Origin of the sequence: Sphingobacterium siyangense (assembly GCF_007830445.1) — a bacterium.
GTDB lineage: Bacteria > Bacteroidota > Bacteroidia > Sphingobacteriales > Sphingobacteriaceae > Sphingobacterium > Sphingobacterium siyangense.
On record NZ_VLKR01000003.1, the window covers coordinates 199,357 to 221,766 of the forward strand.

Consider the following 22,410-nt stretch of genomic DNA (forward strand, 5'->3'; position numbering starts at 1 on the left):
CACCCAAAACGCTAATAAAACAAAAGAGCAGGCCTAGTTGCCTGCTCTTTTGTTTTTTGATGATTTTACTATATTTACTATACATGTAAAGTTTTTACATAATCTCAAATTCTTCAGCTTAAAATGGTAATGGATTATCCTCCTGATCATTCTCCGTAAAATCGACCTCCACTTCCTTATCTTCGACTTTTTGCGCCTGCGTGTTTGCTGTATTACCAGCACTTACACCCGCATTCGGCTCAAAATCCGATTTACGACCTAAAAGCGTAAAGGTTTCAGCGACAACCTCAGTAGCATATCGTCTAATACCTTCCTTATCCTCATAAGTACGAGTCCGCAGTCGACCTTCAATATAAACTAACTTCCCCTTTGTTAGATATTTTACAGCCACGTCAGCCAGACCTCGCCACATAACAATATTGTGCCATTCGGTTTGTTCTACTCTTTTTCCGTCTTTGTTATACGTTTCTGATGTTGCCAATGGAAAACTGGCAACAGAGACATTGCCTTCTAAATAGCGAATTTCGGGATCTTTTCCAAGATGTCCCACTAAAATGACTTTGTTAACTCCTGACATAATTTAAAAGCATAAATGGTTAAAAATTTGATCTTTCCAAAAAGGTAAAGATCAACTTGTGTTTAGCTAATTTATCTAAATCTTTTAGAAATACATAATCCCAATTGGATTTTTTTTGAATTAGATCGCCTTTTAACCGCACCTCAAAAAATGTCGCATAAATATTTTGATGACTCAAGATATGTTTTGTCTGCTGTTGTAAAACATGTAGTTCAGCATCGGAACCGAAACAGGAAATAAACCACTCATCGCTAAGAACATCCGGAATTGACAAGCTGTAATTAGACTCCAAAAGTGGAAACTCATATAGATTCTGCCAAACGTCACCTTCACCACGTTTAGACATCAGTATCTGATCGTTATCCTTCGAGATAAAATAATTAAAGTATCGATCTTTGCTTGCCTTGGCTTTAAGCTTTACAGGCAATTGATCTACCTGGCCTTTAGATAACGCATAACAGGAAGGACGAAACATACAGAATTCACATAAAGGCAGCTTGGGCTTACAATGGGTGGCACCAAAATCCATAATAGCCTGATTATACAATGCCGGGTGTTTATGATCAAGATTTTCTTTGGCTATAGCTGTAAAAATCTTCTTTCCTTCCGTAGAATTGATAGGTGTTTCTATGCCATAGTATCGCGCCAGTACACGAAACACATTTCCATCCAATACCGCCTGGGCTTCATCGTTCGCAAAAGAGGATATCGCCGCAGCAGTATACTCTCCTATTCCAGGAAGCGTTATTAATGTTTGATAATCTACCGGAAAAACACCCTGATACTGATCGCGAACTATTCGCGCGGCCTTATGCATATTCCGTCCTCTAGAATAGTAACCCAGACCTTGCCAAAGATGAAGAATATCATCTTCTTCTGCATTCGCAAATTCCACAACATTCTTAAATCGCTCGACAAAACGTACATAATAGGGCAAGCCTTGTTCGACACGAGTCTGTTGCAGAATAATTTCAGAAAGCCATATTTTGTAGGCATCTTTTGTTTCTCGCCATGGTAGATCTCGCTTATGCTGTCGATACCATGCTTGCAATTCCTCGCCAAATTTCATAGCGACAAAAATGCGCAATTTTTCGCTAATACCAGCATTCCATCATTCGAGGATAGGTCTACGAATGTAGGTAATCTGTTCATCAGGTTCTAAAATCGTATTTTCCAATGTGATAAAGCCTTTGTATTTTTCTTTTAGCGCCTGATAGAGACGTCCATCATAAGAAACAGCAAATCGCCCATCTGCCTTGAGATAAACCGGCAAGTGTCGATTGCCCACGTCGAAGCAGAACTCGCCCACAACAGATAGATTCTGACTATCCAACAATACACAAAGACAAGGTAAAATGTTGACCTGGATGAATAAATCACCACGATGATAAATACACTGTCCTGAACGCAGTGCGCTGCCATCATCACGCTGTATACGCACCAGATTACCCTTTCTTGTTTTCCGCTGGATAACGCGCTTATTTACTTCATAATAGGAAAGATCCAAAATATCTGAATCGCGGCCCAGCTTCAATTTGTCAAAATCAGGGATAACATCAATCCATATCTCGTCATGCTGGCTCCCCTTATGCATAGTTAGTTCCTTCCACCACTACAGCATCCACCAACTCCCGCTTACTTTTTCGACGAGGTTTTCTGTGTTCAATGACGGTGATTTCCCCCGTCTTCGATTTCTCATCTTCCGTTATCGCTTCGACGGCTGTATCTTCCTTCCTTTCAGAAAACTTATGTTGTGTAAAATCCCAACACAATTGCCCCAACATATGTAAAAAGTCGTAAAGCAACTCTCCATCAGTCCCCAAAGCACGTAGGATAACCACATCTTTTGAAGCCTGCGTAAAGCCATAAGAGATATCATTGTATTCAACAGTTAAGATTTCATCCAATTCATATTTTAATTCTTGCGCAAAAAGAGCCGAGAACACAAAAGTTGCCTGATGGGTATATCCCTCAAAAAATAACATCTTCTGTATCGGTTGACTTTTGGGACGCAAAAGCTGATTGTCAATAAAGGACAGTTTACCTTGTCTAAAAATCTTGGTTTGCGTATGGAGACTATCAAACTCAAATGCTTCTTTCATGTGAATTCTTCCAACACTAATAATGTCACCCCACATCAAAACTGCATCTTCAGCCAAGTGAATATGATTGCTTGCCTTAAAAATAGAATCCTTAAACGGCGTTACTGGGTGTGGAATGTAATGAAACAAGCCACCGGCCCCAACATGCACGTCCGTATGTTGTCTTGCGCCAGTTTTCATAGGATGAAGCTTATTGAAGGACTGTGTAAAAAGTTTCAATTGTGCATCTTTTTTCACATGAACATCAATGTGCAAATAATCCGTATCCATAATACCAGGCGATGCACTCATGATGATCATTTCCAAATGATTGGTCAATCCTGCCGCGCCATAATGCGTTAGTTTATAAGGTGCATTATGATAACTCTCCTTCAATCTACTTCTGCCGTCCTCTTTGGCAACATTTAATACGATTTTGCTATCCATATACGATAAATTTTAACCTACGGGCTCCAACAAAGCATACTTTTTGATCCATGATTTCACATCTTCCAAACCTTCTAAAGTCATTAAGTTTGTAAAAATAAATGGTCTTTCACCGCGCATGCGGATTGTATCCTGGCGCATAACTTCCAAGTCGGCATTTACATAAGGGGCAAGGTCTATTTTATTGATCAACAACAAATCCGAGCGCGTAATACCTGGCCCACCTTTACGTGGCATTTTCTCGCCTTCAGCAACATCGAGAACAAATATGGTCAAATCGGCTAGATCCGGACTAAAAGTCGCCGTCAGGTTATCACCTCCACTTTCAACAAAAATCAGTTCCACATCCTCAAAACGATTCGCTAATTCTTCTACAGCTTCAATATTCATCGAAGCATCTTCACGGATTGCCGTATGCGGACAGCCCCCTGTTTCAACACCAATAATACGTTCAGCGGGCAGAGCCGAATTCTGTTGTAGATACATAGCGTCCTCACGCGTATAAATATCATTTGTTACAACACAGATACTATAATCTGCCGACATCGAACGTGTCAACCGTTCAATAAGTGCCGTCTTGCCAGAGCCCACAGGACCAGCAACACCAATTTTCACGTAATTTCTCTTAGACATCTTTTATTTCAGTTATTTTTACGAAATGTAAATTCTCGTGTATAATTTTTCATGTTGCATGCATCGAATATCCTGAGCGATACAACAATTTCCGATCAGATCATCATCCAGTTCGGGCTGTAATCCGACCAATTTATTAATCAAGGGCTGTAGTTTAAACAAAATCTGCTGTGCATCCATTTGGCTAATTGGAACCAGTTTGGCACAATTCGTCATAATACCATTCAAAGAATTATAATAAAAAGCACTCAGTGCGTCTGAATAACTAATTTCCTGCGCATGGGCAAACATGGCAAATGCCATTGCATAGTGACCATGCTGTTCTTGCGCATTTATCGCCTTTAGATAAGCCGAACAACGCTTGACCGGTTTTAATTTTTCTGTCAATTTTAAAAACCGTATTCCCAATTTCTTACTGGCATCCCGAATCTCATAAGGAGCTTTGAAAGCGGTTATCAATGCATCCAGTTCAGCGATCTTTTTCCTGGTTGCTCTTGATTCACATAATTGCCAAGCTTTATGAAAAAAAGCGGCATCGTTGTAATAGAAACTATGCTCCAATAAAGTCTGTGCATATTCTTTTGCAGTTTTAGCATCATGTACAATCTCTTTATTGATATAAGTTTCCAAACCATAGGAATGTGTGAAGCCTCCAATCGGGAATACAGAGTCGTTAATCTGCATTAATGTCAACAATGGATTCATATGTAATCGTTATTAATTAAGTATTAGAGCCCCTTGGCCAAGGTAATTTTGTGCTGGACTACGGCATACTGATGTATGCGTAACGTATGTGTTCTTTCTATCACCCGTAACTCTTTCGTCGGTGTAAAACCCGCCCTTTCTAAGGTTTCCCAAAGGGGATTTTCATAGGCTGCAATAATTTCATGTGCAGCGTTGATGAAAACAGGGATATGTTTGTTGCCAATTTCGAGACATATCCGAGCCATATCCAAGAGGTTTTTAGGACGTACAACAAGGCAAGGACAGGGCAATATTCGAACAGCAATGCGCAGTTCCGTTGTTTCGAACAAAATATCACCGTCAAACAAGGATTCCGTTCCTAAATTTTTAAAGCCTATTTCTCGACCTTCAACAGTGAACCCTCGGATAATACGTCTTTCCGTATCAAACCATTCGAGTTCCAAAAAATCAAGTTCAACACTGTTCTGATCTGTGCTATCGGCCCAAATATTCCCCTTAATGTCTCTTGCTAACAACATAAATAACCAATTAGAATAAGAAGTACCGTTGAGCCATTGGAAGTTCCTTCAATGGTTCACAGGTCGCCAACACACCATCGACTGTTACTTCATAGGTTTCTGGATTAACGACGATATTTGGTGTTGCATGATTATGGACCATATCTTTTTTCATCACCGTACGACATCCCTCCACAGGCAGACATTTACGCGACAAATTCAATTTTTGAATATTTCCGTTCTCCAAAGAAATTTTCGAAACGAAATTGAAGCATAGTTTTGAAACTGCTTTACCATAATTTCCAAACATTGGCCTATAAATGATTGGCTGTGGTGTCGGAATTGACGCATTGGCATCTCCCATTTTAGCACCCAAAATCATACCGCCTTTGATGATCAACTCGGGTTTTACACCAAATAATTCTGGTTTCCAAAGGATCAAATCTGCATACTTTCCTTTTTCAATCGAACCAATATATTGGTCAATACCATGTGCTTTAGCAGGGTTGATTGTAAATTTGGACACATAACGTTTGACACGGAAGTTATCATTTTCTTTACCTTGATCTTCAGCTAAAGGGCCGCGTTGGATTTTCATCTTATGGGCGGTTTGGAATGTACGGGAAATGACCTCTCCCACACGTCCCATCGCTTGGCTATCCGAACTCATAATTGAAAATACGCCCATATCTTGCAAAATATCCTCGGCAGCAATTGTCTGTGGACGGATACGTGAATCAGCAAATGCCACATCTTCTTTCACATTTTTATCCAAGTGATGGCAGACCATCAGCATGTCCAAATGTTCTTCAGCAGTATTTACCGTAAAAGGTTTTGTTGGATTGGTAGATGCAGGGAGGATATTGGGATACATGGCGATCTTAATAATATCCGGAGCGTGTCCACCGCCAGCTCCTTCCGTGTGGAAAGTATGGATTACACGACCATCTATCGCAGCAACAGTATCTTCCAAGAAACCGGCCTCATTCAGTGTGTCGGTATGGATCGCAACTTGTACATCGTATTTATCAGCAACTTTCAATGCCGCATCAATTGTTGCCGGAGTCGCTCCCCAATCTTCATGGATTTTCACGCCCAGTGCACCAGCTTCAATTTGTTCTTCGATAGGTTTAGTGGTCGACACGTTACCTTTTCCGAAAAAACCAACATTGATAGGAAGGTTTTCAAACGCTTCAAACATACGCTCGATATACCACTTTCCTGAAGTCACTGTCGTTGCCAGTGTTCCATCTGCTGGTCCCGCACCGCCACCAATAAAAGTAGTTACACCAGAATATAGCGCTGTTTCAATCTGTTGCGGCGAGATAAAGTGAATGTGCGTATCAATACCGCCTGCAGTTAGGATATAGCCCGCTCCCCCATGCACTTCCGTAGAAGCACCGATGATCATGCCCTCGGTTACACCATCCTGTACATCTGGGTTTCCAGCTTTACCAATACCTACAATTTTACCATCCTTAATACCAATATCGCCTTTTACAATACCCCAGTGGTCAATGATAATGACATTAGTGATGCAAAAATCCAACACCCCCTCATCACGCAAGGCACGAGCCGATTGCCCCATACCATCGCGAATAGTTTTACCGCCACCAAATTTGTTCTCTTCTCCGTAAACATTGAAATCTTTTTCAATTTCAATGAAAAGCTCTGTATCTGCCAGACGAACCTTATCTCCAGTGGTCGGTCCAAAAAGAGCCGCATATTTGTCTCTCGGGATATAAAGTTCCCCATCAACATATTTTACAGATGATTTATCTAAACCTAGTTTATCTAAACCAAGCGCATGTAGACCAACAGTAGAACCCAAAGTGGTGAGCCCTACAACTTTAATCCATTCGCGTCTATTCCATCCTCCCATATTTACTTAGATTGTCTGAATTTCAATTTTTTCATTTTATCAATGGCTTTGGTTTTCACCGATTGATCTGTATACTTCCCATTTGTCAATCCATTAAAACCATGGATTTCCTTACTTCCGCCAAATTCAACCAAAACAACCGATTTTTGTTCCCCTGGTTCAAAACGAACAGCGGTGCTGGCTGGAATATTCAAGCGCATCCCAAACGCTTTCTCCCTGTCGAAGGAAAGCAACTTGTTCGCTTCAAAGAAATGATAATGTGAACCTACCTGAATCGGTCGATCACCTTCATTTTTCACAACAATGCTTGTGGTTCTGTGCCCAACATTAGCTTTGATTTCCTCTTTTTTTAAAATGTATTCTCCTGGAATCATATCATTCAATATTTATTAACGAATAGGATCATGGACAGTCACCAATTTAGTTCCGTCCGGAAAAGTAACTTCGATCTGTACATCATGGATCATTTCAGGGACTCCTTCCATGACTTGGCTCCTTTTCAATAAGGTAGTACCATAAGACATTAAGTCCGCCACAGACCTTCCGTCCCTAGCCTCCTCCATAATCTGGGCACTGATGTAAGCGATACACTCAGGATAATTTAATTTTACCCCGCGTTTCAATCGCTTAGCCGCCAATTCGCCGGCCAAATGCAACAACAGCTTTTCTGTTTCTCTCGGTGTTAAACGCATAAAAAAATAATTATTTGTTAATTTGTTAAAGGAATTATTATAAAACTGGAATGGTAAAATATGCCCCAAAGGCTAAGCGGTTGTACTGACTCTTGGCCATATCCATATAGCCCTTATAGTTTACGGTGTTACCAACGTAACCTAAATAAAACCGAAGATCCTGGTTGTGAAACGGCTTATGTTGCAAAGCCGCAAAATAGGTCCAGTTTTGGCGAAAATTCTTACCGAGTTGGTTATCATCTCTCGATCCCGCGATCTCATACCCACCTTTCAAAGCCACCTCCCATTTTTTACTCAAAAATTGATCATAGCGCAATATGGCAGAGCTGTAGTTCACATCTTTGGCCAATACACGGTTCGCGCCAGTTCTACCATAAAATTCGTTGATCGCGGAAGATGCAATCATCGCATGATCAACAGCAAGATAAGAGTACTGTAAATCAAGATATAGCATCTGTTTTGCTGTTTTGAATTTATTCGCTAATGAAACGGCATGATTAGTATGTCCCTTTGCAAACTGAGAGATGTTGTAAGACCATTTCGTATTAAAACGCTTATCCATAAATGCCCCCACCCAAGTGAAATAGGCTCCCATTGGTACACTAGAGCGTTCCAAATCACCTACAGCAAAACCATTTTTTGCATGAAGCTCCATAAAACTATCATTGGTCGTGTTGTAAACTTGGGCATGTAACGAATGATTCGGATTGACTTCATAGGATAACATTCCACCGACAACAAAGAGATTCAATATGCGGTCGACATAGTCTGTGAACTTATATTCGTAAATTGGGTTATTTTCAAATTCATAACTCCCGACCATCGCACTTTGCTTACCGGCCGTAACGGACCATTTGAGATCCTTGCCAAACTTGTACTTGATCAATGCCATGTCCAATGCACGCGAGCCATTATCCTGACTCGTTGGAGCAAATGACCTATTCAAACGAAAACGCACTTTATACGACAGTCTATCATTGTATACGCCGCTCATCAAAATACGGGCATCATCAAGGTTTGCTTTTGCTTGAGACTCCCCCTCCCCATTGTCCGTTTGCAGACCTGCTCTTAACAGGACATCCAATTGAAATGATTTTGCTCGCGCGGGTTCTTTCAGTAACAAGCTGCTTCTTTGCGCCTGAACAGAGTCCGTTTGGATCTGCTCTTGCGCATGCAATGATGCTATACTAATCCCCAGTGTTGTAAAAAGTGAAAGTGTTTTTTTCATCCTTATATTTTGTTCCTTTATGGTAACGAAGCAATCCCGCGGTTTCAAAACATAATCCGATTCGAAACAACAAGATAGATCCATGAGTTATACTTATCTCTGGTACAAGTATATCACAGCCACCTAAAAATGGAATAAGGATGAGATTAAAATGAAATTAGAAAGGAGTTTTTGGGATTGTAACAACGACCAGAGTGCCTTGACCTTCCGTTGAATTGAGGAACAATTCAGCACCATGAAGGTCAAAGATATTTTTGGCTAAAACAAGCCCCAAACCATTGCCATAGATATCACCGACATTAGAAGCGCGGTAAAAAGAGGTAAAAATATGTGGCTGGTCTTTTTTAGGAATACCTATCCCTTGGTCAAACACTTTTATCGTAATATTTTTGCTATCGCTACTTATGGCTACGCCAACCTGCGTTCCATTGCCGTACTTAAATGCATTTGAAATAATATTGCTAAAGGCAATAAAAAACAGATCCGGGTTAGCCAAAACCGTAAGCTCATCACTATCTTCTGGAATTTCTGTTAGATCAAAAGAAAGCTTGAGGTCCTTATGAATACTTTTTTCGGCTTTATAAATTTCATAGAGTAATTCGTCAATTCGAATAATTTCTTTATTGTCCACTTCCCCCTTGAAGCCCATGCGGGATAGTTGCAAAAGATTATTGATAATCAACTCCATTTTATCCGCATATTTTGCGATCGTCTCCAGTGAATAATAAGCTTCATGCTCTTTCGACAGGAGCTGTTGTGCCAATTCGGCTTCTCCTCCGATAATTGTAAGTGGGGTCTTTAGCGAATGAGAGGCATTTCCGATAAAACTCTGTTGCGACTGAACCGAGATATCCAATCGGCTAAGCATTGAATTTAAGTTCGCAATCAAAACACCCAATTCATCTTTGCTATTGCTAAATTTACTAAACAGACGATGGTCTAAATGTGCGATATCAACTTTGTCTAAATCATTGTTGATATCCTTAATGGGTTTCAATAATCGGTCAGCAAAATAAAAAGACATCAGTACAATTAAAAAAATCGCCAAAATCCCACCTGTGATCAGGGTACGATCCAATTGACGCTGTTCATCATGGCCATAATCATCAATCCCTTCCGATACAACAATCAAATTTTCCTGGTGAAGATGATCCTGAAAGAATACCGCTACAAAGGCAGTCTTACCATGCATGTATCTTCCCTTTCCATGACGAATTACATCGGCATAGAATGTTTTTGGCATAGGCAGCTCAGGCCGCAATTGAACACGATCACTTCCCTTAACAACACGAATGAGATGGTCTGTTCCTTCAGATAATTGTTTCAGGTATTTACGTTTTACCTGAATATAGAGTGCCCTATTTTCATCCTTCTGATGGACGATATGATCTCCGACAATCACGGCGTTCTCTTCTAGCCGATGAAAAAATTTGGTCTGTAGACTGTCGTACGTGAAATAAGACACATAAATGGCAAAAACAACAAGCAGCAGGGTGCTGATGATAGAAAATAGGAGAACTATTTTGGTCCTAATTTTCATGACGGATTACATAGCCCATACCGATCACCGTATGGATAAGTTTACGTGAAAATTGTTTATCGATCTTTTTCCGCAGATAATTTACATACACGTCGACAACATTGGTGCTTAAGTCAACATCCATACCCCATACTTCTTCCAGAATATCGATCCGGCTCAATACCTTATTTCGGTTGAGCATTAAAAATTCAAGTAAACGAAATTCAGTAGCTGTGAGAATAATAGGAGAATTGGCACGTTGAACCGATTTACTGTCTCTATCCAATTGAAGATCGTCAAATACCAATATATTTTTTTGCTCGGTAACTGTTTTGGATTTGCGGCTATAGCGACTGATTCGAGCTTTTAATTCCTCTAAACGAAACGGCTTCGTCAAGTAATCATCCGCATCCCTGTCAAAGGCCTCAACAATGTCCTCCGTTTGATTTAATGCTGTTAAGATAATAATTGGGACTTCGTTGTTGGACATCCGAATGTTTTTACAGACATCTAAGCCATTCATACCCGGCAACATCACATCCAATAGGATCAGGTCATAACGGTTCAATCCCGCCATTTTTAGACCAGTATAACCATCCATAGCAATACTAATATGATAGCCTTCTTCTTTTAAGCCTCTTTCGATCAATGATATGACGGATGGTTCATCCTCTATTAGTAATAGTTCCACAGGTATCTTTTTTAAACAGTAAAAAATTCGAGGTTTGTAAAATACAAAATTAACATTTCACCTTTTTCCAAAAAGCGACATTCCTTAATTATTTTCGCTTTTTCTTGACGATTATATGATAATAAACTATAAAACAAGTAAAAAACACATACACTCCCACAAGACCGCTATCTTAACCGCCGTCCTTACAACCATTTATTTCACTTGGTATAGAAATAGTCCACAACGCAAGATCTTTACTCAAAATATAAGACGCTAGCACCTGAACCCTAAGTACAGATCAAAAATCGGTTTTAAACAACCAAATACAATAATATCTATTTTTGAAAGAATTTCCACAAACAACGAAAGATTATTTCAAAGATCAATCGAATTTCAATATTTTTGCAGCTTAAAATCACACAATGAAACAATTTATCCTTTGTTTACAGTTGGCGTTTTTTCTCCTTATCGGACAAGGACACGCTCAGCAAAAGCTATATAAAATTTCATATCAATTTGCTGATCCTGAAACGGGAACAGATACCGCATCTTCAGAATTCATCAAAATATTGGCTGGAAATAATGAAGCATTAATGCAGGCCTTCATCACCAAAGACCAGATGCGCATTGAAAGTTTATTATTCGGAAAATCGATACAGATCAGCAATATCCACGAAGGCAGCTCTTTTCTACTGGATGAAATAAATAAAACCTATACTGCAACAGAGCTGGCCACCGGCAAACTCATTGAGACTGCCGTAAACGAGGGTGATAATTATGCCTATTCGGGAGATTTTGAGATCAGCTTAGTTCCCGATCAAAAGAAGATAATTGCAGGAATCACCTGCGAAAAAGCAACATTCAATCTAACAGGTAGCCAAGATCCACAAACGGAAATTACCGTTTGGTATGCACCAAAATTGCCAAAGTTATACTGGGGCACTTACGATTATCTCGAAAAAGTGCCCGCGGCAGCGCTCTATATCGGATCGGCCGGGCTCGGAATCCAAGCGACCAAGGTAGAAGAAATAACATTCGACAAATCACTCTTTGAAATTCCTGCGGATTATGAAGAAGGTGAACCTATTGAGGAAGCTGTAGATTCCACGCTAAACGACCATCTATCTTGGTATCAAGATTCCAATACAGCATATTTTGGTGTACAGGACAGCTTAGGGAACAAATTAACACCAGCAAAGTATACGGCAATATATAGCTATGTAGGAGATTATGCTATCGTAACTGATGCAGCTCAAATGTTTGGCTTAATAGACATACAAGGCAGAGAAGTTATTCCATGTCAATATGAATCGCTCAGTTTAGAAACCGAAGGCGGTCCAGTGGTTTACATGAGAGATCTTAAGTATGGGCTGTTGGATACAAACGGTAAAATATTGCTGCAGGCCAAATATGACTTTATTTCAGTTCCTAGCCCAGAATATGCACTTTTTACGGAAGGAGATCATACGGGTATCATGGACCAAAAAGGCGCTGTTTTACTTCCTGCCAAATATGAAACCATTTCGGATTATCGCGATAATCTCGCGTTAATTCTAGTCAACCAATCCTACCAGCTTATTAATAAAACGGGGCATAATCAACTTAAAACGGATTATGAGTTTCTATCTTTTGCGGGTGAAAGACTTCTATTGGCATTTAATGACAATAAATATGGGTACATTGATTACACAGGGAAAGTCGTTGTTCCATTTAAATTACAAAATGCCCAAGCTTTTGAAAACGGGCTAGCGCTTGTAACGGAGGATCTAGAGAATTTTTATTATATTGACGCAAAAGGGAATTTTATCAAGAAATATGAAGAGTAATCCACAGACATTCCACTTGTCGACATTGCATCGTGGAAAATACATGTTAATCTTGCTAATTTCAATCTTTTTGATCGGAATGGGAATGTCTAAAGTTCCCATACAGGAAATTCTCAAGATTATTATTGCTCTTTTAATGATTCCTTTAGCACTGTATCTGGCCATAAAGTCTTCGACTTTGTCGTCGACTTGGGTCTTGGATGAAAATACACTTCAGATAAGCAACGCTAAAAAAACAATCGTTTTCCCTTTGAATAATATTTCTCATATCAGGAATCTCAAACGTTCCGGTGGCAACCTGATCATTATCAACCAAAACAAAGGGCCAGCCTTCCGTACCTGGCGCAACAAATTATTTCAAAAGGAAGATGATCTTCCCCTGCTAACGGAAGCCCTAAAGGACGCTGACATCGAATATTACGACCTATAAATTCTTTCTTCCTTCGGTAACATTTGTTACAGGCTTTTGCAAAGGCAGTATGTACCTTTGTAACATCACTTAAGAACAATGTTATGCTATTGGAATACATCAAACAACCATGGCCCTGGTATATTTCAGGACCTTTAATTGCACTGGTCATGTACCTGCTGCTCAAACAGGGAAAGGATTTTGGCATGTCCAATAATCTGCGTACCATGTGTACTGTATTAGGAGCCGGAAAAACTTCCTCTTTTTTCAGATTCGATTGGAAGACCCAGTCATGGAATTTATTGGTGGTACTCGGGACAGCCATTGGCGGTTTTATTGCACATAATTTTCTGAGCGATGGCACTGCAAGCCAGATTAATTCCAAAAGTGTTGCCGACTTAAAAGAGCTGGGTATTATCGACCATCTACAAGGCTACCTTCCTGAATCCATTTTCATTTTCGATGGATCTTTGTTTCAGTTTCTACTTTTAAGTATTGGCGGTGTATTGATTGGGTTTGGAACCCGCTATGCTGGTGGATGTTCATCCGGCCATGCTATTTCTGGACTTAGCAATTTTCAGCTTCCTTCTTTGATCGCCGTTATAGGTTTCTTCCTAGGAGGGATCATCATGGTTCATTTTTTATTCCCGCTAATTTTCGCATAAATGAAAGCACTAAAATTTATTTCCATCGGTATATTGTTTGGAATCATCTTATACAAATCAGAAGCCGCATCATGGTATAGAATCTACGAAATGTTTCAATTTCGTTCCTTTCATATGTATGGGATTATCGGTACAGCACTGACCACAGCAATTATCATCGTACAAATCATCAAGAGAAAGCAAATCAAAGATAGTAACGGGATGCAAATAGCATTCCATGATAAAGACAAAAGTATTACACGATACCTGCTCGGGGGAACAATCTTTGGCTTAGGCTGGGCATTGACAGGCGCTTGTCCGGGACCAATGTTTGCCCTAATCGGTGCTGGTTATTGGACTATAGGGATCGTCTTGCTTTTCGCTTTGTTGGGTACTTGGCTTTATGGTGTCTTGCGCAATAAGTTGCCCCATTAGTTTTAACAAACTACTTTATACCGATACGCGCAATCTGACGCCTGTACCACGGGTTAAAATTTTAGAAAGAGAAAATGGAATTAATATTTATAGCTGGTTTTATATTAGCTGTTCTGGTCGGCCTGTCAATGGGTTTGATGGGTAGTGGCGGAAGCATTCTAACATTGCCAATATTTGTTTATATTTTTCATATAGAACCTCAATATGCATTGGACTATTCGTTGTTTTCTATAGGAATATTAGCCTTGGTCGGATCAATTTCTCCGTTGAAAAAAAGAGAAATTGACCTGAAAACTACGGCCATTTTTCTCTTTCCATCGCTAATTTCGGTCTATTTGACCAAGCGTTATCTCCTTGTAGCCATACCAGAGTCATTCCACCTGGGCGAAATAGCAATCTCCAGAAACCATATCATCATGCTGCTTTTCTCGATTGTGATTTTGATTTCTGCGACAGCAATGGTACGAAGACGTAAACAGGTTCAGCACGATCGATTCAGGGGTGGAATTGGCCAGATTTTCAACGTTGTCCTCGTCGGATTGCTTGTCGGTATCATGACCGGCCTAGTGGGTGCAGGAGGAGGCTTTATCATTGTACCGGCCCTCGTATTACTCTTAGGAATTCCACTTAAGCAGGCCATTGCCACTTCATTGTTTATCATCGGTTTAAACGCCTCATTCGGTTTGATCGCGAATTATCAGTTCCTGGAACATATGAATTGGTTTATATTGGTTACCTTTACGTTAATCACTTTAATAGGCCTCCAGATTGGTTCCAAATGGAAAGACAAATTAGATGCAGCAAAATTGAAAGGTATTTTTGGGTACTTTTTAATTAGTATTGGCATCCTAATCTTCGCTTTCGAATTCATTCAATTTGTAAATCATTAAAATCACACGTTATGTTTTTTCAACACATTTTTGAGTCATCTTTAGCACATTCGAGTTATATCATTGGTTGTCAAGCCAAGGGTGTAGCGCTAGTCATTGACCCTAAAAGAGATGTAGACAGCTATCTTGAGATTGCACAAAAGAATAATCTGACCATAACCCATATTGCGGAAACGCATATACATGCCGACTACCTTTCAGGTACGCTAGAGTTAGCCGCATTGACAGGCGCCCAACCTTATCTTTCCGATGAAGGTGGAGAAGATTGGGAATATGAATTTCCACATATTGGATTAAAACATGGAGATCAATTTCAAGTTGGAAATCTGATTTTCCAAGTTATCCATACCCCTGGACATACGCCCGAGAGTATCAGTTTTGTATTGATTGATACGCCTGCAACCATGGAGCCAGTCATGATATTTACAGGTGATTTTGTATTTGTTGGAGATATCGGACGCCCAGATCTGTTGGAAAATGCCGCGGGAATGATCGGAACCAAGGAAATTGGAGCCCACCAAATGTACCAATCGTTGCAACATTTCTTGGCTCTACCTGATCATATTCAAGTATGGCCCGCACACGGGGCCGGATCCGCTTGTGGAAAGGCGCTAGGCGCCGTTCCGAGTTCAACAGTTGGTTATGAAAAAATACGCAACTGGGCGCTTCAATACCAAAACAACGAAACAGCCTTCGTGGAAGAGCTATTATCAGGACAGCCCGAACCGCCACGCTATTTTGCCATGATGAAAAAACTCAACAAAATAGCACGGCCTTTGCAAACAGCAGTTCCTCAGTACAACAAGTTAACGAACAAAACTTTTCTGGATTTATACCACAAAGGAACAACTGTCATTGATACACGCCATAAGTTTGAGTTTGCCAAAGGATATCTCCCAAATAGCATCAATATTCAGAATAACAAAACGTTTAATACCTGGGCTGGCTGGATCCTTAATTACACGGATCCCTTTATACTCATTGTAGAGGAAAGCCAATTGGACGACATTGCCCGCAAGCTTATGCGCATTGGATTGGATCATGTCGCTGGATATGTTACGCCTGATACGATTCCTCATTTGGGGATTCCATTGGAACATCAGCAACTCATCGGTTTCGAAGAGATGAATAGTGTATTGGGCAAATCCGACATCCAAATACTTGATGTGCGTAATGCCGCTGAGTTTTCAGAGGGCCATTTACCGCATGCGACTCATATCTTTGTTGGTACAATTGCAGACAATCTTAACCAAATTGACCGAACTAAACAGCTATACCTGCATTGTCAGTCCGGAGACCGAGCAACCATAGCGGCATCCATATTGGCGAAAAATGGTATTAAGGACGTCAAAATTTATAGTCCTTCCATCAATGAATGGAAATTAAAAGGTGGAACATTGGTACAATAACATATACAAAAAGATCCCAGGGGAAATATTCCTGGGATCTCTTTGTAAAGAACCAAGCTATACGATCGAATTTGAGCTGCCATTGCATATAATAAAGAGCAATTCAACTCGTCAGTATATTTCGTTTATAGACTATTTCTATTGATCCGCAAGAATTCGATAACCTCGTCTTTCTTCTCTTCCATCTTGCCTTTCTTTTCCGTAAATTGGTGATTATAGATGGTCAGATACTGATGGTCGTCCGTTTCAGATTCATATAATTCGGCAGTGGCAAAAGAGAAATGCTCTTCTTCATCCGAAAGATGGTCATACACATAGGCAAAATCATGATTACCCAAGGAGCTTACTACAGCATCTTTATCCGCCACGAATTTTAACCTTCCCGGCAATATTCGCTTATTCATCCATGCTTCGTCTTTTTCAGAAAAAGGATAAATAGTAATACCCCTGAATGCCATAATAATTGGGGTAATCAGAATAATACCCATTTCAATCGCCCACACGGCCCACAACATACCGCCCGAAACCGGACTCTTTTTCAAGGTAAAAGTGCCGACTTCATTTAAACCCTGCATCGCTTCCCAAATAAATGAAGGGTGTAAGAAAAATGCCTTGAACCCCTCCAGATTAAAAGACGATTTTACCCAGGTATCTCCGCCCATTGTCCCCTCCGCATTGTACATCAGCGACACAAAAAGAGCCCATTGGGCATAAAAGCCTAAAATTGCAATCAGCAAAGTAATCAATATTGCAATGCCCTTATTTCTTAATTTCCATTGTTTGAAACAGAAGTTAAGAACATAGAATATTCCAGCGCCAAATCCCAATGTAATAAATACATTAAAATAAATAATAGGAATAAACCATTGCAAAGCGATGTAAACAATTGCCAGGACAATGGCACCCACTGTACCTAGCACAAGAGATCCAATAAATGCCAAAGCAGGAGCCTTTCCCGAGGGCTTATAATATAGATTTTCCATAAAAACAGTAAAATTGATTTTTAACTTAACAGATAAATCCCCTAACCAAAACCAAGCCAATTCTCCAAAGACCAGTCAATTTTCGTCAAGATTTGATGACATTAACTTCGTTACATTCGTTTAAGTGCCATTTATTGAGACAATTTTGTAAGTTTGGGGCATGAAAATCAAAATAATATCCTTTTTTACACTTGCATGTGTATTAAATATTTGGGGGGCAGTAGCGAAGGCCCAAAGAAAAGGATTCTGGCAACAGAAGGTTGACTACAACATGGATGTCAACGTGGATGAAAAAGCATATCAGTACGATGGAAAAATGACCTTGAAGTACAGCAATAATTCAGGGCAATCACTAAAAAAGGTATATTTCCATTTATATTTCAATGCGTTTCAACCAGGATCGATGATGGACTATCGATTAAAAAACATAAGTGACCCCGACAAACGAATGGTCACTAACTTGGGTACAAAAGAAAAACCGGTATATCAAAGCCGTATCGGAGAACTGAAAGCCGATCAAACTGGTTATCAGAAAATTAAAACCCTAACAGTCAATGGTGCCAACACAACATTTAAAATTGATGGAACTATTTTGGAGGTAACTTTACCAGTTGCAATCCAAGATGGGGAAACAGCGCGTTTTGATATGGAATGGACCGCACAAGTTCCGGAACAAATCAGAAGAACTGGCCGAAATTCGGCCGAAGGTGTAGCACTATCTATGGCGCAATGGTATCCGAAGATGGCTCAATTCGATGAATTCGGCTGGCATTTGGATGAATACACGGGCCGTGAATTTATTGCCCCTTTTGGCAACTTTGACGTTACCATACACCTCAATAAAAATTATGTCGTTGGTGCCTCAGGTGTTCTTCAAAATCCATCAGATGTCAAAGGTTATCAACAGAAAGCGAAAGTAAAAGCCGTCGACAATAAAGCAACCTGGCACTATAAGGCCCAAAATATCCACGATTTTGTATGGGCTGCAGACCCCAAGTTTGTCGTTGATTCCGCCTCAAGTAAAAATGGCATAAGAGTGTATACTGTGTTCTTGCCAACAGACAAAGAAGTGATCTCGAATTGGAAAACAGCAATAGGCCTATCTACCGAATTCTTTGACTTCTGTAGTGCGAAGTTTGGTAAATATCCATGGCCAACTTATACCATCATTCAAGGTGGAGATGGCGGAATGGAATATGGTACAGCTACCCTTATCACAGGTGGCCGCAATCTAAAAAGCCTTGTCGGTGTAATATTCCATGAATCGGCACACTCTTGGTACCAACAATTGTTTGGAATCAACGAAACCGTCGATGAATGGTTTGATGAAGGCTTCACATCCTATGTCGAGGAGTTGGCTATGCAGCATATCTTTGAAAAAAGAGGTGCCATAGCATCTAACCCGCAAATTGCAGCCTACCGTGGATATTATAAATTGGCCCTTTCAGGTAAAGAAGAACCGATGAGTTTACTGGCAGATTATTATAACACCAACTATGGCTACAGCAACGAAGCGTACAACAAAGGTGCCGTGCTTGCAGAACAGTTGGGTTATATTATTGGTCAGGAAAATTTAGAAAAAACCTTCTTGAAATTCTATGACATCTGGAAGTTTAAACATCCGACACCAAATGATTTCAAACGCGTTGCTGAAGATGTTTCCGGTATCAACTTAAAATGGTATTTCAATCTGTTTATCAATACAACACGTCAAATCGATTACGCCATTGAAAAAGTAACAGATACAGAAATCCTATTGGCCAATAAGTCCAATTTTGCCATGCCACTGGATGTTCTGGTAGAATACACCGATGGAAGCAAAGAATTATTTTATATCCCTTTGCGTGAAATGCGTGGAGAAAAACCGGAAGAGCATTTTGACATTTACAAAGGTGTTAAAAGAACCGTGCTTGAGGATTGGTTCTGGACCAAACCCGACTATACTATCCATGTATCGAAAACACCAAAAACGGTAACAATTGATCCTTCATTGCGATTAGCGGATGTAGAATCGGCAAACAACAGTTTTAGTAAGTAACTAAATATACTTCCCATTATCCGAACAGATGGGAAAATCAAGACAGCTTCCAAACCCAATATATATGACGCGGTTTGGAAGCCGTTTTTTAATTCCGTGGCTTATATACTCTTAAGAGGAATAACCATATTCCATGTACGTTCAAATTGATAGGGCTCTGAACCATCCCCGGTTGCCGCAAACAAATGAGTAGGCTTCCCATTTTCAAATAGTAAAAACGGTCGTTCAAAATTGGCCTGATGACTCGTCGTGCCATCATCCCATTGAATTGTTTTAGAATAAGCTTTTACAGACTTCGAAAGATGCCAATCTATGCCATCTTTGGAATAAGCATGTATCCCGCCACCCTCTTCACCGCAGATCTTTCCGTAACGGTCCTTCATAATAAGTTCAAACTGCTGACCGTTATACCAGACAAATGGATCTTCTACATCGTTTTCATGGTTTTGGTCTGTATGAAATGAAAAAATAGGCTTGTCCGATAAACGGCGATAAGGTCCGAGGAAAGAATCCGCTTGCGCGGCTCCCAATAAAAGTGGTGGATTATAATTTACTGGGGAAGATTTATAAACTAAATAAACCTTTCCGTTCGGTAAGACAACTGGCGAAGGATTTGATGTAATGGAGGCATCCCATTCCCCTTTACGGGGATTCAGAATCGGTTGATCAACTCTCTTCCATGGCCCTGCAATTGACTTGGAATAGGCCATCCCAATACGTTTATGCATCCAGGCTTTCTGGCCTAAGCCCGACTCCCATACATTTTCTGTAAAAGAGGGATTTGGTTCGTCATAGTTATTGCCAAAGTAATAAAGCACATAATAGTCACCATTTTTTACAATTCGAGGATTGTGTGTCGTACAGCCATCAAAATATTGCTTCCCCCGAGCAGGCAGTACAACTTCAACAAATTCGTATGGCCCTTCAGCGGTATCTGAAATAGCCCTGACGACTTCGGAATTTGTCACCCAATTACCAAAGCCATATTGTTTGCTCCAACGCGAAGCAAACATATGATATCGTCCATCTTCTCCTTTTATGACCGATGGATCCCAAATCCAATAATCTTTCATCGCAAATCCTCCTCCTTTTGGCGCCGGTAATAACTTATCTATAAAGGAGTCTTCAAGACTGTCCCCCAAAGCATATCCATGGTTTGAAAATAGGAAGAAGCCAGAAACACCGGCTACATTTTTTAGAAAGTCTCGACGAGAGGTTTTCATACGTTTTACATTTATTAGAAGAAAATAATTCGTTCTTTAATCTATTTGATAGGCTCCCATGAAATAATTTAAACGCGGCTGGTACCGATAGCTTTTTTATTTCTAGAAGGAAACCTTTGAATTCACTCCTCCTTCATCTGACATTAGGTGCTATATTGGTGCTTTCTACTAACAAATATTGACGACAAGATAAAGAATAACTAGCTTGCTGTCAACCATCTTTTAGATGATTCTTCCATCCTATTGCACTTTCTTTTTAAATCACTTCGTGTGCAGACAGAAGAGTCCGACGAATATTTCTGGATACATCGTCGAGAAAGAAGAAATAATACGAATAAGAAGCGAAGTTGGTCAGGTCTTGGTATATTTGTCCCCATGATTTATGTCCATATCCCCTTTTGTAAACAGGCTTGTCATTACTGTGACTTCCATTTTAGCACTTCACTACAATACAAAAGTGAGATGATCAATGCCATACGACGGGAAATCGAGCTCAGAGCAGCCTATTTGGAAGACAAAAAGGTCGAATCGATCTATTTTGGTGGTGGCACGCCATCCTTATTGGAAGCTGAAGAGATCGCACGGATCATCGATACGATAGCAATGCATTTTGACATCGTAAATCAGGCTGAAATTACGCTGGAAGCAAACCCCGACGATCTAAATGCGGCCAAAGTAAACAGTCTGCGGAATACAGCAATCAATCGATTCAGCATAGGCATACAGTCTTTCTTTGAAGAGGATCTTAAATGGATGAACAGAGCACATAATCAGCAGGAAGCACTGGCTTCTATCATGCGGGTGCAAGATGCGGGCTTTGAAAATATTACCTGTGATCTTATTTATGGCTACCCACTGTTGACTGATGAGAAATGGCGCCACAATATGCAACAGCTGATTGACTTTGAAATTCCCCATATTTCTTCGTATTCCATGACCGTAGAAAATAAGACAGCATTGGATCACTTTATTAAAAAAGGCTTAAGTCCAGCTATAGATTCAGATCAGGCAGCGGATCAGATGAGTCTTCTTATCCATACATTGAAAGCCGCGGGATATGAACAATATGAAATTTCCAATTTTGCAAAAAATGGCCTTTATGCACGTCACAACACAAATTATTGGAAAGGTAAACATTATCTTGGTATAGGCCCTTCAGCGCATTCGTTCAATGGAACTTCCAGATCCTGGAATGTTTCCAACAACGCGAAATATATGACCTCAATCAATTCAAACCAACTTCCCCTGGAAATTGAGGAGCTTTCTACGCTGGACCAGATCAACGAAAGTATCATGACTTCGCTGAGAACCATGTGGGGACTGGATTTGATTGCGCTGGAAAGCAAATTCGGGCAATCTGTCAAAAACCGAGTCCTAAAGGATGCTGAACCATTTCTAGGAGAGAAAAATCTCGTTTTGGAAGAAAACAAATTACGCTTGACAGATCCGGGTAAATTAATGGCTGATCATATCATGTCCGAATTATTTATAATAGAGGATTAACAAATAAATCGCTAATATTTTATTAAAATAATAATATTACAAGTATTTACATTTAAAAAATTACGAAAATAAAAATATAAATCTATTTTTTAGGCGGTTTGTACTATGTTTGCAAC

General features: G+C 40.0%; 23 protein-coding genes. 8 read left to right on the top strand and 15 right to left on the bottom strand.

The window, feature by feature from the left end:
* Positions 1–118 precede the first annotated feature (118 nt).
* The 13 genes from IQ31_RS04755 to IQ31_RS04815 form a co-directional block, all read right to left on the bottom strand.
* Positions 119–577, bottom strand: coding sequence for a single-stranded DNA-binding protein (locus tag IQ31_RS04755; RefSeq protein WP_046674796.1), 459 nt, complete (start codon positions 575–577; stop codon positions 119–121).
* A 19-nt stretch (positions 578–596) separates the two neighbouring features.
* Positions 597–1,646 (bottom strand): A/G-specific adenine glycosylase, encoded by a 1,050-nt coding sequence (gene mutY, locus IQ31_RS04760; protein WP_145327225.1) that lies wholly within the window; start codon positions 1,644–1,646, stop codon positions 597–599.
* Positions 1,647–1,688: 42 nt separating this feature from the next.
* Positions 1,689–2,171, bottom strand: coding sequence for an urease accessory protein UreE (locus IQ31_RS04765; RefSeq protein WP_120333064.1), 483 nt, complete (start codon positions 2,169–2,171; stop codon positions 1,689–1,691).
* The gene (locus IQ31_RS04770; protein ID WP_145327227.1) at positions 2,164–3,105 is read right to left on the bottom strand and encodes an urease accessory protein UreD; all 942 of its coding nucleotides are present in this window, start codon (positions 3,103–3,105) and stop codon (positions 2,164–2,166) included. Before IQ31_RS04770 ends, IQ31_RS04765 begins: the two co-directional genes overlap by 8 nt.
* A 12-nt stretch (positions 3,106–3,117) precedes the next feature.
* Positions 3,118–3,738, bottom strand: coding sequence for an urease accessory protein UreG (gene ureG / locus IQ31_RS04775; protein ID WP_088160017.1), 621 nt, complete (start codon positions 3,736–3,738; stop codon positions 3,118–3,120).
* A gap of 18 nt (positions 3,739–3,756) precedes the next feature.
* A complete protein-coding gene (locus tag IQ31_RS04780; protein WP_145327228.1) occupies positions 3,757–4,443 on the bottom strand; it encodes an urease accessory protein UreF in 687 nt (228 codons plus the stop codon).
* 23 nt (positions 4,444–4,466) lie between these two features.
* The gene (locus tag IQ31_RS04785) at positions 4,467–4,961 is read right to left on the bottom strand and encodes an urease accessory protein UreE (RefSeq protein ID WP_145327231.1); all 495 of its coding nucleotides are present in this window, start codon (positions 4,959–4,961) and stop codon (positions 4,467–4,469) included.
* A 10-nt stretch (positions 4,962–4,971) separates the two neighbouring features.
* The gene (gene ureC, locus IQ31_RS04790) at positions 4,972–6,822 is read right to left on the bottom strand and encodes an urease subunit alpha (RefSeq protein WP_145327233.1); all 1,851 of its coding nucleotides are present in this window, start codon (positions 6,820–6,822) and stop codon (positions 4,972–4,974) included.
* 2 nt (positions 6,823–6,824) lie between these two features.
* A complete protein-coding gene (gene ureB / locus IQ31_RS04795; RefSeq protein WP_075990804.1) occupies positions 6,825–7,196 on the bottom strand; it encodes an urease subunit beta in 372 nt (123 codons plus the stop codon).
* Positions 7,197–7,211: 15 nt separating this feature from the next.
* Positions 7,212–7,514 carry an urease subunit gamma gene (gene ureA / locus IQ31_RS04800; RefSeq protein WP_046674789.1) on the bottom strand — a complete coding sequence of 101 codons (303 nt, stop codon included), beginning with the start codon at positions 7,512–7,514 and terminating at the stop codon, positions 7,212–7,214.
* A 37-nt stretch (positions 7,515–7,551) separates the two neighbouring features.
* Positions 7,552–8,742, bottom strand: a complete 1,191-nt coding sequence (locus tag IQ31_RS04805) for a porin (protein ID WP_145327235.1) — start codon at positions 8,740–8,742, stop codon at positions 7,552–7,554.
* A 157-nt stretch (positions 8,743–8,899) separates the two neighbouring features.
* Positions 8,900–10,282 (bottom strand): sensor histidine kinase, encoded by a 1,383-nt coding sequence (locus tag IQ31_RS04810; RefSeq protein ID WP_145327237.1) that lies wholly within the window; start codon positions 10,280–10,282, stop codon positions 8,900–8,902.
* Positions 10,272–10,952 carry a response regulator transcription factor gene (locus IQ31_RS04815; protein WP_075990802.1) on the bottom strand — a complete coding sequence of 227 codons (681 nt, stop codon included), beginning with the start codon at positions 10,950–10,952 and terminating at the stop codon, positions 10,272–10,274. Before IQ31_RS04815 ends, IQ31_RS04810 begins: the two co-directional genes overlap by 11 nt.
* A gap of 404 nt (positions 10,953–11,356) precedes the next feature.
* Here IQ31_RS04815 and IQ31_RS04820 point away from each other — a divergent pair, with 404 nt between their 5' ends.
* The 6 genes from IQ31_RS04820 (at position 11,357) to IQ31_RS04845 (ending at position 16,547) form a co-directional block, all read left to right on the top strand.
* Entirely contained in the window at positions 11,357–12,760 is a 1,404-nt protein-coding gene (locus tag IQ31_RS04820; protein WP_145327238.1) for a WG repeat-containing protein, read from the top strand.
* Complete coding sequence (locus tag IQ31_RS04825; RefSeq protein WP_083663466.1) at positions 12,750–13,190, top strand: hypothetical protein; 441 nt, start codon at positions 12,750–12,752, stop codon at positions 13,188–13,190. The genes IQ31_RS04820 and IQ31_RS04825 overlap by 11 nt, the downstream gene beginning before the upstream one ends.
* Positions 13,191–13,273: 83 nt before the next feature.
* Entirely contained in the window at positions 13,274–13,834 is a 561-nt protein-coding gene (locus tag IQ31_RS04830; RefSeq protein ID WP_198386026.1) for a YeeE/YedE family protein, read from the top strand.
* On the top strand, positions 13,835–14,248 hold the full coding sequence (locus IQ31_RS04835) for a DUF6691 family protein (protein WP_088160009.1): 414 nt from the start codon (positions 13,835–13,837) through the stop codon (positions 14,246–14,248).
* 74 nt (positions 14,249–14,322) lie between these two features.
* Positions 14,323–15,138 carry a sulfite exporter TauE/SafE family protein gene (locus IQ31_RS04840; protein WP_088160008.1) on the top strand — a complete coding sequence of 272 codons (816 nt, stop codon included), beginning with the start codon at positions 14,323–14,325 and terminating at the stop codon, positions 15,136–15,138.
* Between the two features lie 11 nt (positions 15,139–15,149).
* Positions 15,150–16,547 (top strand): MBL fold metallo-hydrolase, encoded by a 1,398-nt coding sequence (locus tag IQ31_RS04845; protein ID WP_145327240.1) that lies wholly within the window; start codon positions 15,150–15,152, stop codon positions 16,545–16,547.
* Between the two features lie 125 nt (positions 16,548–16,672).
* Here IQ31_RS04845 and IQ31_RS04850 read toward each other — a convergent pair whose 3' ends face one another.
* The gene (locus IQ31_RS04850) at positions 16,673–17,530 is read right to left on the bottom strand and encodes a hypothetical protein (protein ID WP_145327242.1); all 858 of its coding nucleotides are present in this window, start codon (positions 17,528–17,530) and stop codon (positions 16,673–16,675) included.
* 160 nt (positions 17,531–17,690) lie between these two features.
* Here IQ31_RS04850 and IQ31_RS04855 point away from each other — a divergent pair, with 160 nt between their 5' ends.
* The gene (locus IQ31_RS04855) at positions 17,691–19,568 is read left to right on the top strand and encodes a M1 family metallopeptidase (RefSeq protein ID WP_145327244.1); all 1,878 of its coding nucleotides are present in this window, start codon (positions 17,691–17,693) and stop codon (positions 19,566–19,568) included.
* A 101-nt stretch (positions 19,569–19,669) separates the two neighbouring features.
* Here IQ31_RS04855 and IQ31_RS04860 read toward each other — a convergent pair whose 3' ends face one another.
* A complete protein-coding gene (locus IQ31_RS04860; protein ID WP_208734111.1) occupies positions 19,670–20,791 on the bottom strand; it encodes a glycoside hydrolase family protein in 1,122 nt (373 codons plus the stop codon).
* A gap of 270 nt (positions 20,792–21,061) precedes the next feature.
* On the opposite strand from IQ31_RS04860, the gene hemW reads away from it, so the two are divergent.
* Positions 21,062–22,294: a radical SAM family heme chaperone HemW gene (gene hemW, locus IQ31_RS04865; protein WP_244294329.1), complete on the top strand. Its 1,233-nt coding sequence runs from the start codon at positions 21,062–21,064 to the stop codon at positions 22,292–22,294.
* Positions 22,295–22,410: the final 116 nt, after the last annotated feature.

Bases quoted from the DNA above. Each gene is read 5' to 3' on its own strand.
- IQ31_RS04780 (WP_145327228.1), bottom strand. From the start codon at position 4,443: ATGAATCCATTGTTGACATTAATGCAGATTAACGACTCTGTATTCCCG.
- mutY (WP_145327225.1), bottom strand. From the start codon at position 1,646: ATGAAATTTGGCGAGGAATTGCAAGCATGGTATCGACAGCATAAGCGA.
- IQ31_RS04770 (WP_145327227.1), bottom strand. From the start codon at position 3,105: ATGGATAGCAAAATCGTATTAAATGTTGCCAAAGAGGACGGCAGAAGT.
- IQ31_RS04765 (WP_120333064.1), bottom strand. From the start codon at position 2,171: ATGCATAAGGGGAGCCAGCATGACGAGATATGGATTGATGTTATCCCT.
- ureC (WP_145327233.1), bottom strand. From the start codon at position 6,822: ATGGGAGGATGGAATAGACGCGAATGGATTAAAGTTGTAGGGCTCACC.
- IQ31_RS04820 (WP_145327238.1), top strand. From the start codon at position 11,357: ATGAAACAATTTATCCTTTGTTTACAGTTGGCGTTTTTTCTCCTTATC.
- IQ31_RS04835 (WP_088160009.1), top strand. From the start codon at position 13,835: ATGAAAGCACTAAAATTTATTTCCATCGGTATATTGTTTGGAATCATC.
- ureA (WP_046674789.1), bottom strand. From the start codon at position 7,514: ATGCGTTTAACACCGAGAGAAACAGAAAAGCTGTTGTTGCATTTGGCC.
- IQ31_RS04850 (WP_145327242.1), bottom strand. From the start codon at position 17,530: ATGGAAAATCTATATTATAAGCCCTCGGGAAAGGCTCCTGCTTTGGCA.
- ureB (WP_075990804.1), bottom strand. From the start codon at position 7,196: ATGATTCCAGGAGAATACATTTTAAAAAAAGAGGAAATCAAAGCTAAT.
- IQ31_RS04810 (WP_145327237.1), bottom strand. From the start codon at position 10,282: ATGAAAATTAGGACCAAAATAGTTCTCCTATTTTCTATCATCAGCACC.
- IQ31_RS04840 (WP_088160008.1), top strand. From the start codon at position 14,323: ATGGAATTAATATTTATAGCTGGTTTTATATTAGCTGTTCTGGTCGGC.
- IQ31_RS04845 (WP_145327240.1), top strand. From the start codon at position 15,150: ATGTTTTTTCAACACATTTTTGAGTCATCTTTAGCACATTCGAGTTAT.
- IQ31_RS04825 (WP_083663466.1), top strand. From the start codon at position 12,750: ATGAAGAGTAATCCACAGACATTCCACTTGTCGACATTGCATCGTGGA.
- IQ31_RS04785 (WP_145327231.1), bottom strand. From the start codon at position 4,961: ATGTTGTTAGCAAGAGACATTAAGGGGAATATTTGGGCCGATAGCACA.
- IQ31_RS04855 (WP_145327244.1), top strand. From the start codon at position 17,691: ATGAAAATCAAAATAATATCCTTTTTTACACTTGCATGTGTATTAAAT.
- ureG (WP_088160017.1), bottom strand. From the start codon at position 3,738: ATGTCTAAGAGAAATTACGTGAAAATTGGTGTTGCTGGTCCTGTGGGC.
- IQ31_RS04755 (WP_046674796.1), bottom strand. From the start codon at position 577: ATGTCAGGAGTTAACAAAGTCATTTTAGTGGGACATCTTGGAAAAGAT.
- IQ31_RS04805 (WP_145327235.1), bottom strand. From the start codon at position 8,742: ATGAAAAAAACACTTTCACTTTTTACAACACTGGGGATTAGTATAGCA.
- IQ31_RS04860 (WP_208734111.1), bottom strand. From the start codon at position 20,791: ATGAAAACCTCTCGTCGAGACTTTCTAAAAAATGTAGCCGGTGTTTCT.
- IQ31_RS04830 (WP_198386026.1), top strand. From the start codon at position 13,274: ATGCTATTGGAATACATCAAACAACCATGGCCCTGGTATATTTCAGGA.